The organism is Enterobacter sp. CPE_E1241, from assembly GCF_045618265.1.
In the GTDB taxonomy this organism is placed as follows: Bacteria; Pseudomonadota; Gammaproteobacteria; order Enterobacterales; family Enterobacteriaceae; genus Enterobacter; species Enterobacter adelaidei.
This window is the reverse complement of the sequence record NZ_JBIWYV010000001.1, coordinates 3,518,460-3,534,200: the sequence shown is the minus strand read 5'-3', so window position 1 is coordinate 3,534,200 and position 15,741 is coordinate 3,518,460. Positions and strand designations below refer to the sequence as shown.

The window sequence follows — 15,741 nt, the reverse complement described above, 5'->3', positions numbered from 1 at the left end:
GCCTCGGAATTAGCGTCAATGACGGAAAACATTCATAAACATCGCATTCTCATCCTGGACTTTGGTTCTCAGTACACTCAGCTGGTGGCGCGTCGCGTACGTGAACTGGGCGTTTACTGTGAACTGTGGGCGTGGGATGTCACGGAAGCACAGATTCGCGAATTCAATCCAAGCGGCATCATCCTTTCTGGCGGCCCGGAAAGTACCACCGAAGAGAACAGCCCGCGCGCACCGCAGTACGTGTTCGAAGCTGGCGTGCCGGTATTCGGCGTTTGCTACGGTATGCAGACCATGGCAATGCAGCTTGGCGGCCACGTCGAAGGTTCTAACGAGCGTGAGTTTGGCTACGCGCAGGTAGAAGTTGTCACCGACAGCGCGCTGGTGCGCGGTATCGAAGACTCCCTGACCGCAGACGGCAAACCGCTGCTGGACGTGTGGATGAGCCACGGCGACAAAGTCACCGCCATCCCGTCTGACTTCGTGACCGTTGCCAGCACCGAGAGCTGCCCGTTCGCTATCATGGCAAACGAAGAAAAACGCTTCTACGGCGTGCAGTTCCACCCGGAAGTGACCCACACCCGTCAGGGTATGCGAATGCTGGAGCGCTTCGTGCGTGACATCTGCCAGTGTGAAGCCCTGTGGACCCCGGCAAAAATTATCGACGACGCCGTTGAGCGTATCCGCCAGCAGGTTGGCGATGACAAAGTGATCCTCGGCCTCTCCGGCGGCGTGGACTCCTCCGTGACCGCGATGCTGCTGCACCGCGCCATCGGCAAAAACCTGACCTGTGTCTTCGTCGACAATGGTCTGCTGCGTCTGAACGAAGCCCAGCAGGTTATGGACATGTTTGGTGACCACTTCGGTCTGAACATCGTTCACGTGGAAGGCGAGCAGCGCTTCCTGGATGCGCTGAAAGGCGAGAACGATCCGGAAGCGAAACGTAAAATCATCGGCCGTGTGTTCGTGGAAGTGTTCGACGAAGAAGCACTGAAGCTGGACGACGTGAAGTGGCTGGCGCAGGGTACCATCTACCCTGACGTGATTGAATCTGCCGCATCCGCTACCGGTAAAGCACACGTCATCAAATCTCACCACAACGTGGGCGGCCTGCCGAAAGAGATGAAGATGGGTCTGGTTGAACCGCTGCGCGAGCTGTTCAAAGACGAAGTGCGTAAGATCGGTCTGGAACTGGGTCTGCCGTACGACATGCTCTACCGTCACCCGTTCCCGGGCCCGGGTCTGGGCGTGCGCGTGCTGGGTGAAGTGAAGAAAGAGTACTGCGACCTGCTGCGTCGCGCGGACGCGATCTTCATCGAAGAGCTGCACAAAGCTGACCTGTACAACAAAGTGAGCCAGGCGTTCACCGTGTTCCTGCCGGTTCGCTCTGTAGGCGTAATGGGCGATGGCCGTAAGTACGACTGGGTTGTCTCCCTGCGTGCGGTAGAAACCATCGACTTCATGACCGCGCACTGGGCGCACCTGCCGTATGACTTCTTAGGCCGCGTGTCTAACCGCATCATCAACGAAGTTAACGGTATTTCCCGCGTGGTGTATGACATCAGCGGTAAGCCACCGGCTACGATTGAGTGGGAATGATTTCCCAACCGGATACGTCTGGTACTAACAGGTTCTAAATTATCTCTAAGCCCGCAGATTGCGGGCTTTTTTTTGGCCATTGCTGGCAACACCATCTCAGGTGAGTGCCAGGAGCGGGCGCAACGTAATGCTATCCATTAAATCCTTATTCGATGCGTTCCACATTTGGATGACGATCGGTTGCGGCTTCATGGAAAATGTCACCCAGCCAGCCGGCAATCTCGCCTTCAGTCATATCGTCTGGAATAGCGATGTCATAGAGTCGAGAAAACTTTCTCTCCGTCAGGTCAGCACGAAATACCAGCCAGCGTTCATTCTTACGTTGAACGCCAATATGCCGTCCAAAAACGTTATATATCAGCATATGCAATCTCCGATCATGCTAGTGAGTTCCTGTATCTATGATACATACGTCAGATCAGGCCAGAGAGTGAATCGTACAAATATGAAAGGTCAGCGTCCGCTCCTTGCTAAAAATGCTTTAATCAACTATGGAACAACAGGGTTAGTTTAACAATTAACAATAGAAACTTTTATTGCTATAGCTTTATTGCTTATATATTAATTTAAAATAGATATATTTTTCTTAAGGAGATATGCATGAGCATCACCATCTGCAAACCACACGAATATCCTGATTTGGTTGATATTTTTATCGAGATGGAACACTACTATAATCAGAAGCTTTGCTTGTCCCGTAATGACATGACCGTATATCTGAGGGACAAGGTCCTTGCCTTTGATTCTAATACCGAAGTTCACAAAGTGGTTTGTGATGGAGTAATAGCTGCGTTTTCATGTGTATCAGTGATGTACCCTTCACCACGTTTCAGCGGGCAAATGTTTATCAAAGAGCTTTTTGTTTCTGCACCTTTCAGGAGGAATGGAATTGGTAGAAAGCTGATGAGTTTTATAGCCTGTCGAGCACAAGAACGAGGGTGTTTACAACTCGATTGGTTATCTGTGGCAGCAGACCCATTGGCGCAGAAGTTTTATGAGTCCCTCGGAGCTCAGGTTATCAAGAGTGTTAACTATCACCGGGTTTTTGGCACAAAAATAGATGAGCTGGCCCGTAGTGCAGGCTGAAGTACTCTGGAAAAGAGACGCCCTGTTGATAAAAATAGCATAATGGTAAATCCGCTCCTCGCTCACACTGGACCCACCTGAATAGGGACCTTACAATTCCCCCAAACCTGAACTTTCGACGACTGTTTAGGTCAACAAAAAGCTAAACAGGGCATTTCCTGTTGAAACTCAGAACCCTCCAGGGTTTTTCACCCTCATGATGGTTCCACCGCGCCCGGTGTAAAGCCGACACTAATTAACCAACGGAGGTTATCATCTTGAACAAGACAATACTCTCATGCTCTGTGGCCGCGCTGCTGGCTGTGTCCGCCATGTCCGCTCAGGCCAGGACCCCGGCCAAACTCCATTCGCCAGTGTCAGGTGTGCTCTGCGACCGATATGTATGCGCCAATGACAAGGGAATTTCCCGTGAGCTGACCGAGAAGTATCTCGGCAAGAAGGCTGCTGCAAACGAGGTGTTCACATCGAGCGATGTCGATCTGACCGAATTCACCTTTGCTAACGGCATTTTCTGCGATGTGAAGGAAAGGCTGTGTCGTGAAGATCGCTATTATGGCGCCAATGGTCAGCGCTCCGGGGCGGTCTCTAAAAAGTACACAAAGCTGCTCTTTGGTGAATAATAATGATGCAAAAGAGATCTCATGCAGAGGCTACGTTATAGGGATATAAATTATATTTTGCAGCGTATATTTTAAATGATGACATGATTGCCGAAATTAAATATTTCATTAAGGATTGTATTGCGGAGTATTGCTCTGTTACTACGCTTTAGCTGAGCGTAACAGTGAAGCGGTCTGGTTACGTGAATTCCCATTCACTACCATGAGCGAATAACGGAATGAAAAACCGCATAATGATTGTCGGTGGCGGCACGGGAGGGACGATTGTCGCCAACCTGCTGGCCAGGAAATTACGACGCGAAATTGCCGCCGGTCAGGTAGAACTGATGCTGATATCCGAATCACCGGTGCACTACTACAAACCCGCGTTTATGTACGTCGCGTTTAACCTCTTTCATCACCATGAGCTGGCCCGGCCGGAGCGGCAATTACTGAGTCCGGAAATTCAATTTATTACCGATAAAATAGAATCTTTCGATTTTAAACAACGTCGTTTATACAGCGCCAGTAAGAAATACTACGACTGGGACCTGCTGGTTATTGCTACTGGCTGTACACCTTTCCCACAAAAAATCCCTGGCCTTGCTGAAGTGGGCGATCATTTTTACCAATACGCGGCGGCCAGACAATTAGCCCATAAACTTGCCACCATTAAAAAGGGACGAATCTTTATCACCGTCTCTTTCCCGGAAACGCCGAATGTTCCCCACCAGTGCGGCATTGCCCCCATTGAAACCACGCTGATGGTTGACGACTATCTGCGCCAGCGTGGGGTGCGTAATCAGGTTGAGATTGTTTATACCTATCCGACCGTAGCGCAATTACTGCGAAACTGTCTGTTCCTGCAACGTCCGGTTGGGGAGGCGCTGGGGGATATTTTTGCTGCCAAAGGTATAAAGCACCAGCGCGGTTTTACCTTAAGTCATGTCGATCCTGACAGCAAAATCGCGTATTCCGCCGAGGGCGATTCGCAGAACTTCGACATCCTGATGGCCACGCCTCCTATCAGGGCGGTAGAAGCGGTGCGTAATACGGGGCTCAGTGAGATTCAGAATGGAGAAGGCTGGTTGCCGACGGATCACCAAACGCTGGGCGTCTACGGGTTAGAAGGCGTTTATGTGATCGGCGATACCGTCGATCTCCCTATCAGTAAAGCTGGCGGGTCGTGCCATAACCAGGCCCCGATCATTGTCGACAATATTGTGGCGGAACTGTATGGCAGACCACCCGGAAGCGGTAATCATTACGATGGCCGGGTTCAGGCCGTCGCGCAGATGGGGCTCTGGGCGGGGATGCCGCTGGTATATGACTATCGCTATGATGTGACGCCGGTGCCTGCGACAAAACTCGGTGGCATGCTGCGAAACGGTTTTAACCGTGGACTGTATTGGGGTGTCGTGAGGGGGATGTTCTGATGAGCGAACAGGAACAATTGCTGAAAAATCTTGCTCCGCTTATGGCCGGCAATCGCCTGAATAATCTTGTTGATTTGCTCGCCCTGGTGGCGGACCTGCTTGAAATGACCGATAACGCGATGGTCGAAAAACTGGCCGGCGTTTTTGAAGATGTTGTGACTGTCGGCTGGGAAGGCGGAACTGCGCTACGCATGGCATGGGGAGAGCAAATTAACCGGGAAGGGGATGTTTCGCTTCGGCAGGTGTTCTCGATGCTGAACGATCCAGATACCCGTCGCGGCATTATGCTTCTACTGCGCGTTCTGCAGATTACGGGGCAACGCCTGAGTGCTCTCTCATCCGTAGACTACCCGGAGTGTACTGAAATAAAGAACTGACCAAAATGCCGGGGGGCGGCTGTGCCGTTCCCGGCCGGCAAAAGGGCAATGCAGACTATTTGTCCCCACTTCCCAACCTGTACGCCAGCGCCACCACCAGCGACTGCACCAGGCACAGCGTTGCTGACTGGGAGCGGAACGCATCCACCTGTGCCTCTTTCACCACAAAACAGAGATCGCTGAACGTCGCCAGCGGGCTGATCTGGCTATCCGTAATCACAATCTGACGTGCGCCGACGCTGGCGGCGGTTTCGCTGACCATCACCGTCTCTTCCGCGTACGGCGAGAAGCTGATCGACACCACGATGTCTCGCGCCTTAATGCGGCTGATTTGCTCGCGCAGCATGCCACCCATCCCGTCGAGCAGAATCGGGCGGCACTCCAGGTGGCTCAGGGCATAGGTCAGATAGGCCGCGACGCTGAAGGAACGGCGTAAACCGGCGATGTAGATGGTGTCGGCATCGGCCAACAACTGCACGGCGCGCTCCAGCATTTCCGGTTCGGCGCGGGCGGCCAGTTGCTGTAACGCCTGCGCATTCGATCGAGCGAATTCCTGCAAAATATCAAGCGGCGTTTCCGGCACGGCCTCGCTCTCCATTTCGCGAAACAGCCGGGCGCGGTCGCTATAGCTGGCTGTCTCCTCCACCAGGTTCATGCGAAACAGCTGTTTCATCTCGTTGAAACCGGTGAAGTCAAAGGCATTGGCGAAGCGGATGAGCGTCGACGGCGGTACGTCGGCGCGCTCGGCAATGACAGCAACTGTATCAAAGGCCACGCTGTTGGTGTTATCAAGCACATAGCGGGAAACCTGCTGCAGCCTCTTGCTCAGGCTATCGTAGCGATCGCGGATTTGCTGCTGCAGTTCGTTCAGGCTGGTTGCTGTCGTCATGTTATCCCCCAAATACAGTCATATGATTCTAAACGCAAAACCGCGTCTTTTAAATGTCGGCCATCCATCTGGCAGCAAAAATGAAACAGAAGCTTCAGTCATTTCCTCGCCCGAAATCCCTTAATAGCTCAGGCTGAGTCAGTGATGTTGGCTGTTAACATAAAAATCCATCCTTGATCACAATAATCATCATTTATTTTATTTCAACTTAAAATGGAATATTTGTTTCATATATAGTGTTCAGTACACAACGTTCAGGTAACAGTCACGTATCAACAGCGAGAGGTTAAGGATGGAGACGGTAGCGAATTTTATTCACGGCGAATGTGTCACCGGTTCAGGCCAGCGCGTTCAGGCGATCTTCAACCCGGCCACTGGTGAACAAATCCGCCAGGTGGTGATGAGCACGGCACAGGAAACCGAACAGGCTATTGCCGCAGCACAGCAAGCGTTTCCCGCGTGGGCGCGTTTTGCTCCACTTAAGCGCGCACGTGTGATGTTCCGCTTCAAAGCGTTGCTTGAAGAGAATATGGAGCGTCTGGCCCGTATCATCAGTGAAGAACACGGTAAGGTCTTCTCAGACGCAGTTGGCGAACTGACCCGTGGCCTGGAAGTGGTGGAATTCGCCTGCGGCATCCCGCATCTGCAAAAAGGTGAACACTCTGCGAACGTCGGCACGGGCGTCGACAGCCACTCGCTGATGCAGCCGCTCGGGGTCTGCGCCGGGATCACGCCGTTTAACTTCCCGGCGATGGTACCCATGTGGATGTTCCCGATTGCGCTGGCGACAGGCAACACCTTCGTGCTGAAACCATCGGAAAAAGACCCTTCACTCGCGCTCGCGCTGGCGCAGCTGCTGAAAGAGGCCGGCCTGCCGGACGGCGTCTTCAACGTGGTGCAGGGCGATAAAGAGTCCGTTGATGTGCTCCTGACCGACCCACGCGTGCAGGCGGTGAGCTTTGTTGGCTCAACGCCGATTGCCGAATACATTTACCAGACCGCGTCCGCCCACGGTAAGCGTTGTCAGGCGCTCGGCGGCGCGAAAAACCACTGCATTTTAATGCCGGATGCCGACATGGATATGGCGACGAACGCCATCATGGGCGCGGCTTTTGGGGCGGCAGGGGAGCGCTGTATGGCGCTTTCCGTGGTGCTGGCCGTGGGCGATAAAACCGCCGATGATCTCTGCGCCCGGCTGGAAAAACAGATCGCCGCGCTGCGCGTCGGGCCGGGGCTGGACCAGAAGCCAGAAAACGAGATGGGGCCGCTGATCTCCGCCGCGCACCGCAGCAAGGTGCTGGGCTACATTGACAGTGGCGAAGCGCAGGGGGCGAACCTGCGCGTGGACGGGCGTGGCTTCAGCGTGAAAGGTCACGAACAGGGCTATTTCGTTGGGCCGACGCTGTTCGATAACGTCACCCCGGAGATGACCATCTATAAAGAAGAAATTTTCGGCCCGGTGCTTTCTGTGGTGCGCGTAGCAGATTACGCCAGCGCGGTGGATCTGATTAACCGCCACGAATATGGTAATGGCTCGGCTATTTTCACCCGTGACGGTGGCTGCGCGCGCCGCTTCTGTGAAGAGGTGCAGGCGGGCATGGTGGGGGTCAACGTGCCGATCCCGGTGCCAATGGCATTCCACAGCTTCGGCGGCTGGAAGCGTTCCATCTTTGGTGCGCTCAATGTTCACGGGAACGATGGCGTGCGTTTCTACACCCGAATGAAAACCATCACCGCGCGCTGGCCGGAAATGCAGCAGGAGACAGGCGCTGCGTTCTCCATGCCGACGCTGGGCTGACAGGGGGTTTTATGCAAACCGAACGTATGACCATGGCCCAGGCGCTGGTCAGATTCCTTAATCAACAATACGTTAGCGTTGATGGTAACGAAACGCCCTTTGTGGAGGGCGTGGCAACGATCTTTGGGCACGGTAACGTGCTCGGTATCGGCCAGGCGCTGGAGCAGGATCCCGGCCATCTGCAGGTGATGCAGGGCTGTAACGAGCAGGGGATTGCCCATATGGCGACGGGATTCGCCAAACAGCATCGCCGCCAGCGTATTTTTGCCGTCACCTCATCCGTTGGGCCTGGTGCTGCCAATATGGTGACGGCGGCCGCGACGGCCACGGCGAATCGCATTCCGCTCCTGCTGTTGCCGGGCGATATCTACGCCAGTCGCCAGCCTGACCCGGTGTTGCAGCAGATCGAGCAGTATCACGATCTCAGCATCAGTACCAACGACTGTTTCCGCCCGGTCTCCCGCTACTGGGACCGCATCAACCGTCCTGAACAGCTCATGAGCGCGATGTTAAGCGCGATGCGAACGCTTACTGACCCCGCAAATACAGGGGCGGTGACCATTTGCTTACCTCAGGATGTGCAGGGGGAAGCCTGGGATTACCCCCTGAGTTTCTTTGCGCGTCGTGTGCATCATATTGAACGCCGTCCACCTGACCCGCAGCGGCTGGCGCAGGCTCAGGCATTGATTGCCCGCAAGCGCCGTCCGCTGGTGGTATGCGGCGGCGGCGTGCGTTACTCCGGTGCGCATGAGGCGTTACGGGAATTTGTTGAAACGCTGCAACTGCCGTTTGCCGAAACCCAGGCCGGAAAGGGGGCGCTGGTAAGTGACCACCCGCTTAATCTGGGGGGCGTCGGTGTGACGGGCGGAATGGCCGCCAACCAGCTTGCGCCGCAGGCTGACCTGGTGATTGGTATCGGCACGCGCCTGACCGATTTTACCACCGGCTCCAAGGCGCTCTTTTCCCATCCGGACGTCGAGTTCCTGCTGCTGAACGTGGCCGAGTTTGACGCCCTGAAGCTGGATGCCACCGCGCTGATTGCCGATGCCCAAACCGGGCTGACGGCATTGACCCACGCGCTGAAAGATTACCGCAGCGGCTGGGGAGAGGCGATCGCTGAGGCGAAGTCCGCCTGGCGCGACGAGTGCCGTCGCCTGTGGGATCGCCAGTGGCGTCCGGACGACGCGCCTGAAGTGCCAGGGCACCTTGATGCGCAGCTCATGGAATACGGTGAAACGCTCAACACCCGCCTGACCCAGACTCGGGTGCTTGGGCTGATCAACCAGCATGTTGAAGATAACGCCATCGTGGTGGGCGCGGCCGGTTCTCTGCCGGGAGATTTACAGCGCCTCTGGCAGGTCAAAACGCCGGACAGTTACCACCTGGAGTACGGTTACTCCTGTATGGGGTACGAGGTCGCAGCGGCCATCGGCGCGAAGCTGGCAAAACCTCAGCAGCCGGTGTACGCCATGGTGGGTGATGGTTCGTACATGATGCTGCATTCAGAGCTGCAAACCGCCGTACAGGAGGGCATTAAGGTCACCATTCTGCTGTTTGATAACGCCAGCTTCGGCTGCATTAACAACCTGCAGATGGGGCACGGAATGGGGAGTTTTGGCACGGAAAACCGCTACCGCAACCCGAAAACGGGTCGGCTTGACGGGCCACTGGTGAAGGTCGATTTTGCGCAAAACGCGGAAAGCTACGGCTGTCGAGCATGGCGAGTTCATGACGAGCAAAGCCTGCTGACGGCGCTGGAAGCCTCGCGCGCCCACCCGGGGCCGACGCTCCTCGACATCAAAGTGCTGCCGAAAACGATGACCCATGATTACGCGTCATGGTGGCGAACCGGCGATGCGCAGGTGGCTGAGTCGCCAGCGGTGCGCCAGGCCGCCGAGCAAACGCAGGCTCAGGTGAAAAAAGCCCGTCAGTATTGAGATTTCCTGCCATAACGAAATTTTCATTTCATTTTTCTTTTTCCCCTCACCCTGACCCTCTCCCAACGGGAGAGGGGACGGTACGGTGCGGTTTTCACTCCCTCGCTCCTTTGTAATGGAGGGGCATACCTTCCTCCATGTTGTGAGATTGATAACAAAATTTATCTCATACATCTCAAAAGTGTTAACTCGCACTCAAAAACATAATTTTCACTATTTATAAAAATGAAATAAATGTTTTATTTATAGTGTCGTTAGTTCACAGCATTCACCAACACCGGGAGCCGTTATGTTTAACATTGCTTTACTGGGCGCTGGCCGAATTGGCCAGGTACATGCAGCTAACATCGCCAGCCACAGTGCGACCACGCTCTGGTCCGTGGTTGACCCGAATCAGGAATTCGCCACCCGTCTCGCCACGCAATATCAGGCACGTCAGCAGAGCCTGGATGAGGCGATGACCGACCCGAACGTTCATGCCGTACTGATCGCCTCCGCGACCGACACCCACGCGGATCTGATTGAAATGGCCGCCCGTCACGGCAAAGCCATCTTCTGTGAAAAACCGGTACACCTTGATCTTGCCCGCGTACGCGACTGCCTGAAGGTGGTCAAGGAGTATGACGTACCGCTGTTTATCGGTTTTAACCGTCGCTTTGACCCGCAGTTCCGTCGCGTGAAAACCGACGCTCAGGCCGGGCGTATCGGCAAACCGGAATCGCTGCTGATCATCTCCCGCGATCCGTCTCCACCGCCTGCGGAGTACGTGCGTGTTTCCGGCGGCATGTTCCGCGATATGACCATTCATGACTTTGACATGGCGCGCTTCATCATGGGTGAAGAGCCGGTGTCGGTGTATGCCCAGGGCAGCAATCTGGTGGATCCGGCGATTGGCGAAGCGGGAGATATCGACACCGCGTTTATCGTTCTGAAGTACGCCTCCGGCGCGATGGCGACCATCGTCAACAGTCGCCGCTCTTCATACGGCTACGACCAGCGCCTGGAGCTGCACGGCTCCGAAGGGCTGCTGTGCGCGGGCAATATCCTTGAAAACCAGGTGCAGCACTACGGCAAACAGGGTTGCACCAGCGCGCTGCCGGAACACTTCTTCCTGCAACGCTACAAATCCGCTTACGCCGCGGAATGGGAACACTTTGTTGCGGTCCTGCGCGGCGAAGCGGTACCTGACTGCAGCGGCGATGATGGTGAACGTGCGCTGTACCTCGCGGATAAAGCGCTGGAATCACTGCGTTGCCAGCGCGAGATCGTCCTCTAAACACAACAACCCTACACAGAGAGACATAATAATGAAAAAACTGATCTTAGCCGCCCTCATCGCCATGACATCCGGGGCCGCCCTCGCCGAAAACGAGCAACTTGTTTTCAGTACACCAAACCTGGCCATGCCGTTTGAAGTTCACATGCAGCGCACGGCGGTGAAAGCCGCAAAAGAGATGGGCGTGAAACTTCAGGTACTGGACGGTCAGGGCAGCTCACCGAAGCAGGTGGCTGACCTGGAAAACGCCATCACCCGTGGTGCGCAGGGCTTTATCGTCTCCCCGAACGATGTGAACGCGGTCTCCAGTGCGGTAGATGAAATTCAGGATGCGAAGCTGCCGGTTGTGACGCTTGATCGCTCCGTCGATAGCCAGAAAAAAGTGCCGCACTTTGGCGCCAATAACTACAAGGGCGGCCAGGCGATTGGCGACTTCGTCAAAACTAAATTCCCCAACGGCGCAGACATCATTCTGTTGACCGGCCAGCCGGGCTCCTCCTCCAACATTGAACGCACCAAAGGGATCCGCGACAGCCTGAAGGCGGGTGGGGATAAGTACAAGATCGTCGCCGATCAGACCGGCAACTGGATGCGTTCTGAAGGGATGCGTATCGTTGAAAGCGTTCTGCCGTCGCTGCCGAAACGTCCGCAGGTGATCCTCTCCGCCAACGACGATATGGCGCTGGGGGCGATTGAAGCGCTGCAGAGCCAGGGTGTGAAGCCGGGCGAAATTCTGGTGACCGGCTTTGATGCGGTACCGGAAGCGCTGGCCCGCGTGCGCGACGGCTGGCTGGCGGTCACGGCGGATCAGCGCCCGGGCTTTGCGGTGACCACGGCGATGAGCCAGCTGGTGGCTAACGTACGTGAGAAAAAAGCCATCACCGGGGCGGACTATCCGCCGACGCTGATCACCAAAGAGAACCTGCAGCAGGCTGAGCGTATTGCTGAGGCCGGTAACTGATTTGTCCGGAGCCGCCGTACGGGCGGCTCCCCATAAATAAGGAGCAGGCTGATGTCGCAACCCTTACTGAAAGTAACCGACCTGGCAAAAAGCTTTTCCGGCGTATGGGCGCTGAGCAGCGCCCAGCTCACCGTCTGCACGGGTGAAATTCACGCTTTGCTGGGTGAGAACGGCGCCGGGAAATCCACGCTGTTGAAGGCACTCGCGGGCGCACAGCCGCAGACGCGCGGGGAGATCTGGTTCAACGGTGAAGCGCTGCCGGTGGACGACTCCCCGGTAGAACGGCAGAACAAGGGCATTATTACCATCTATCAGGAATTCAACCTGCTGCCCAATATGACCGTCGCGGAAAACATGTTTCTCGGACGCGAACCGCGCAAACGTAACCTGATCGTCGACGAAAAAGCGGTCAATCAGGAAGCGCAGGTGATTCTCGATTATCTGCAACTGAACGTCGCACCGACCACGCCCGTCGCCCGTCTGAGCGTGGCCCAGCAGCAAATGGTGGAGATTGCCCGGGCGCTGACCCTGAATGCCAGGCTGATCATCATGGATGAACCCTCCGCCGCGCTGAGTGACAGCGAGGTGGAAAGCCTGCACCGCGTGGTGCGGGAGCTTAAAAACCGTGGCGTGAGCATTATTTATGTCACTCACCGCCTGCATGAAGTTTTCCAGCTTTGCGATCGTTTCACCGTTTTCCAGGATGGCCGTTTCACCGGCACCGGCGCGGTAGCGGAGACCAACGTAGAGCAGTTGATCCGCCTGATGGTAGGGCGTGACGTGGCCTTTAACCGCCGCCCTGCCAGCGAAACCCATCATCAAGACAAACCTGTCCGTTTGTCGGTGAAGGGGTTAAGCCGGGAAAAACCGCCACTGGATCCACACGGTATCGCTCTGCATGACATCAGTTTCCACGTCCACGCCGGGGAAGTCTTAGGGATTGCCGGGCTGGTGGGGGCAGGCCGTACCGAGGTGGCGCGCTGCCTGTTTGGCGCTGACGCCTTTACTTCGGGCAGCTTTGAGCTGGACGGCGTGCCGTACCAGCCGCGCGACCCGCTTTATGCCCTCGATCAGGGGGTGGCACTGGTACCGGAAGACCGTAAGAAAGAGGGGGCGGTGCTGGGGCTGTCGATTCGCGACAACCTGTCGCTCTCCTGCCTCTCCTCGTTGCTGCAGTGGCGCTGGTTCGTGAATACCCGCAAAGAGGACGACCTGATTGAGTCCTACCGCCAGGCTCTGCAGATCAAAATGGTCAACAGCGCGCAGGAGGTGCGCAAGCTCTCTGGCGGCAACCAGCAGAAAGTGATCCTCGCGCGCTGCATGGCGCTCAACCCGCGGGTGCTGATCGTCGATGAGCCGACGCGTGGCATCGACGTCGGGACCAAATCGGAAGTGCACCAGGTGCTGTTTGATATGGCGAAAAAGGGCGTGGCGGTGATTGTGATCTCCTCCGATCTGCCTGAAGTGATGGCGGTGTCTGACCGGATCATCACCCTCAGTGAAGGCCGGGTAACTGGCGAGATCCACGGTGACGACGCTAACGAAGAACGGCTGATGACGATGATGGCCATCAACCACAACGCCCTGAACGCGGCATAACGGAGTTTCTCATGACGCAGATGATTTCTAAAACGCAGGCCCCGGTCAAACGCGCCGGACGCATCGATCCCATCGCCTTCTTCGAGCGCTTCGGGGTGCTGATTTTCATGATCCTGCTGCTGATCTTCTTCCAGTCGCAGAACAGCAACTTTTTCTCTGAACGCAATATTTTCAACATCCTGACCGAAGTCTCCATCTACGGGATCATGGCCGTGGGGATGACCTTTGTCATCCTGACTGCCGGGATTGACCTCTCCGTGGGCTCCATTCTGGCGGTGTGCGCCATGACCGCGGCCTACGTAATCAAGGGCGATAACTTCACCACCGTTGACCCGAACGCCTGGGGCGGCATGAGCTGGCTGATTGGGCTGGGGATCTGTCTGGCCATGGGCACGGCGATTGGTTTCCTGCACGGTCTGGGCGTCACTCGCCTGCGCCTGCCGCCGTTTATCGTTACCCTCGGCGGGATGACCATCTGGCGCGGCCTGACGCTGGTGATTAACGACGGCGCGCCGATTGCCGGTTTCGATCCTGGCTACCGCTGGTGGGGGCGCGGGGAGTTGCTCGGCATCTCCATTCCGATCTGGATCTTTGCCATCGTCGCCATCGGCGGTTATCTGGCGCTGCATAAAACCCGCTGGGGGCGCTTCGTCTACGCCATTGGTGGCAATCCGGAGGCGGCACGTCTGGCAGGAGTGAACGTGAAGCGCGTGCTGGTCAGCGTCTATGTGCTGATTGGCTGTCTGGCTGGGCTGGCGGGCTTCATCCTGAGCGCCCGTCTGGGGAGCGCTGAGGCGGTGGCCGGGATCTCCTTTGAGCTGCGCGTTATTGCTTCAGTAGTCATTGGCGGCACGTCGTTGATGGGCGGCTACGGACGCATCGGTGGCACGATTATCGGCTCCATCATCATGGGCATTCTGATTAACGGTCTGGTACTGATGAACGTCTCGGCCTACTACCAGCAAATTATCACCGGATTAATTATCGTTCTGGCGGTGGCATTCGACACCTATGCCAAGAGCCGTCGCGGCGCACTGTGAGGATCACGATGAAAGAGGTTCGTATTGGATTGATTGGCACCGGGTATATCGGCAAGGCGCATGCCATTGCCTATGCCCAGGCCCCGACGGTGTTCAACCTGCGAGGCAAACTGGTGCGTGAGATGGTGGCGGAGGTGAACCCGACGCTGGCGGCAGAGCGCGCGCAGGCGTTTGGCTTCAATCGCTCAACCGGTGACTGGCGGGCGCTGGTGGCCGACCCGGCCATTGATGTGGTGGATATTTGTTCCCCCAACCATCTGCATAAAGAGATGGCGCTGGAGGCGATCCGTCACGGCAAGCATGTTTACTCGGAGAAGCCGCTGGCGCTGAATGCCCACGACGCGCGCGAGATGGTCGACGCCGCGAAGCGGGCAGGGGTGAAAACGCTGGTGGGGTTCAACTACATGAAAAACCCGACGGCGCAGCTGGCGAAAGAGATTATTGCGCGCGGCGAAATTGGAGAGGTGATCCACTTCTACGGCACCCACAACGAAGACTATATGGCCGACCCGCTTTCCCCCATTCACTGGCACTGTTTTAAAGAAACCGCCGGACTGGGCGCGCTGGGTGACCTGGCGGCGCATATCGTCAATATGGCCCAGTACCTGGTGGGGGAGATTGAGCAGGTTTGCGGCGACCTGAAAATCGTAGTGCCGGCACGTCCGGCGAAGGCCGGATCGTCGGAAATGGTCGCCGTGGAAAATGAAGATCAGGCCCACGCGATGGTGCGCTTCGCAGGCGGGGCGCAGGGCGTCATTGAAACTTCCCGCGTCGCCTGCGGCCGCAAGATGGGGCTGTCGTATGTGATCACCGGGACGAAAGGTGCCATCAGCTTCACCCAGGAGCGGATGGCGGAGCTGAAGCTTTATCTGCATGACGATCCGGTGAACCGTCAGGGGTTCCGCACGCTGCTGGTCGGCCCGGCACACCCGGACTACGGCGCGTTTTGCATGGGCGCAGGTCATGGTATCGGCTTTAACGATCAAAAAACGGTGGAAGTGCGTGACCTGGTAGACGGCATCGCCGCCGACGCGCCGATGTGGCCGGACTTCGAAGAGGGCTGGAAGGTCTCGCGCGTGCTGGACGCCATCGCACTCTCACACCAGCAAGGCCGCTGGCTGAACGTGAATGACATTGTCTGAAGAGG

The 15,741-nt window shown here is 56.4% G+C and carries 14 protein-coding genes; 12 read left to right on the top strand and 2 right to left on the bottom strand.

Going from position 1 to position 15,741, the window contains the following annotated elements; translation table 11 throughout:
* Positions 1-18: 18 nt before the first annotated feature.
* Positions 19-1,596, top strand: a complete 1,578-nt coding sequence (gene guaA, locus ACJ9Y9_RS17235) for a glutamine-hydrolyzing GMP synthase (protein ID WP_024908661.1) — start codon at positions 19-21, stop codon at positions 1,594-1,596.
* A gap of 145 nt (positions 1,597-1,741) precedes the next feature.
* On the opposite strand, the gene ACJ9Y9_RS17230 is transcribed toward guaA, so the two are convergent.
* A complete protein-coding gene (locus ACJ9Y9_RS17230) occupies positions 1,742-1,960 on the bottom strand; it encodes a hypothetical protein (RefSeq protein WP_028016102.1) in 219 nt (72 codons plus the stop codon).
* Positions 1,961-2,196: 236 nt separating this feature from the next.
* On the opposite strand from ACJ9Y9_RS17230, the gene ACJ9Y9_RS17225 reads away from it, so the two are divergent.
* From ACJ9Y9_RS17225 to ACJ9Y9_RS17210, 4 genes are all read left to right on the top strand, one after another.
* The gene (locus tag ACJ9Y9_RS17225) at positions 2,197-2,682 is read left to right on the top strand and encodes an N-acetyltransferase (RefSeq protein WP_028016103.1); all 486 of its coding nucleotides are present in this window, start codon (positions 2,197-2,199) and stop codon (positions 2,680-2,682) included.
* Between the two features lie 257 nt (positions 2,683-2,939).
* Positions 2,940-3,302 carry a YcgJ family protein gene (locus tag ACJ9Y9_RS17220; protein WP_032666651.1) on the top strand — a complete coding sequence of 121 codons (363 nt, stop codon included), beginning with the start codon at positions 2,940-2,942 and terminating at the stop codon, positions 3,300-3,302.
* 218 nt (positions 3,303-3,520) lie between these two features.
* The gene (locus ACJ9Y9_RS17215; protein ID WP_028016105.1) at positions 3,521-4,717 is read left to right on the top strand and encodes an NAD(P)/FAD-dependent oxidoreductase; all 1,197 of its coding nucleotides are present in this window, start codon (positions 3,521-3,523) and stop codon (positions 4,715-4,717) included.
* The gene (locus tag ACJ9Y9_RS17210; RefSeq protein WP_028016106.1) at positions 4,717-5,094 is read left to right on the top strand and encodes a DUF1641 domain-containing protein; all 378 of its coding nucleotides are present in this window, start codon (positions 4,717-4,719) and stop codon (positions 5,092-5,094) included. Before ACJ9Y9_RS17215 ends, ACJ9Y9_RS17210 begins: the two co-directional genes overlap by 1 nt.
* 55 nt (positions 5,095-5,149) lie before the next feature.
* On the opposite strand, the gene ACJ9Y9_RS17205 is transcribed toward ACJ9Y9_RS17210, so the two are convergent.
* Positions 5,150-5,983 (bottom strand): MurR/RpiR family transcriptional regulator, encoded by an 834-nt coding sequence (locus ACJ9Y9_RS17205; RefSeq protein ID WP_028016107.1) that lies wholly within the window; start codon positions 5,981-5,983, stop codon positions 5,150-5,152.
* Positions 5,984-6,275: 292 nt separating this feature from the next.
* On the opposite strand from ACJ9Y9_RS17205, the gene ACJ9Y9_RS17200 reads away from it, so the two are divergent.
* The 7 genes from ACJ9Y9_RS17200 to ACJ9Y9_RS17170 all read left to right on the top strand — a co-directional run bounded on the left by ACJ9Y9_RS17200 (position 6,276) and on the right by ACJ9Y9_RS17170 (position 15,736).
* Positions 6,276-7,781, top strand: coding sequence for a CoA-acylating methylmalonate-semialdehyde dehydrogenase (locus ACJ9Y9_RS17200; RefSeq protein WP_028016108.1), 1,506 nt, complete (start codon positions 6,276-6,278; stop codon positions 7,779-7,781).
* A gap of 11 nt (positions 7,782-7,792) precedes the next feature.
* A complete protein-coding gene (gene iolD / locus ACJ9Y9_RS17195; RefSeq protein ID WP_028016109.1) occupies positions 7,793-9,718 on the top strand; it encodes a 3D-(3,5/4)-trihydroxycyclohexane-1,2-dione acylhydrolase (decyclizing) in 1,926 nt (641 codons plus the stop codon).
* 289 nt (positions 9,719-10,007) lie between these two features.
* A complete protein-coding gene (iolG, locus tag ACJ9Y9_RS17190; protein WP_028016110.1) occupies positions 10,008-10,994 on the top strand; it encodes an inositol 2-dehydrogenase in 987 nt (328 codons plus the stop codon).
* Between the two features lie 31 nt (positions 10,995-11,025).
* A complete protein-coding gene (locus tag ACJ9Y9_RS17185) occupies positions 11,026-11,955 on the top strand; it encodes a sugar ABC transporter substrate-binding protein (RefSeq protein WP_028016111.1) in 930 nt (309 codons plus the stop codon).
* 51 nt (positions 11,956-12,006) lie between these two features.
* Positions 12,007-13,554 (top strand): sugar ABC transporter ATP-binding protein, encoded by a 1,548-nt coding sequence (locus ACJ9Y9_RS17180; RefSeq protein WP_028016112.1) that lies wholly within the window; start codon positions 12,007-12,009, stop codon positions 13,552-13,554.
* Positions 13,555-13,565: 11 nt separating this feature from the next.
* Positions 13,566-14,594, top strand: coding sequence for an ABC transporter permease (locus ACJ9Y9_RS17175; RefSeq protein WP_010433895.1), 1,029 nt, complete (start codon positions 13,566-13,568; stop codon positions 14,592-14,594).
* A gap of 8 nt (positions 14,595-14,602) precedes the next feature.
* Entirely contained in the window at positions 14,603-15,736 is a 1,134-nt protein-coding gene (locus ACJ9Y9_RS17170; protein ID WP_028016113.1) for a Gfo/Idh/MocA family protein, read from the top strand.
* Positions 15,737-15,741: the final 5 nt, after the last annotated feature.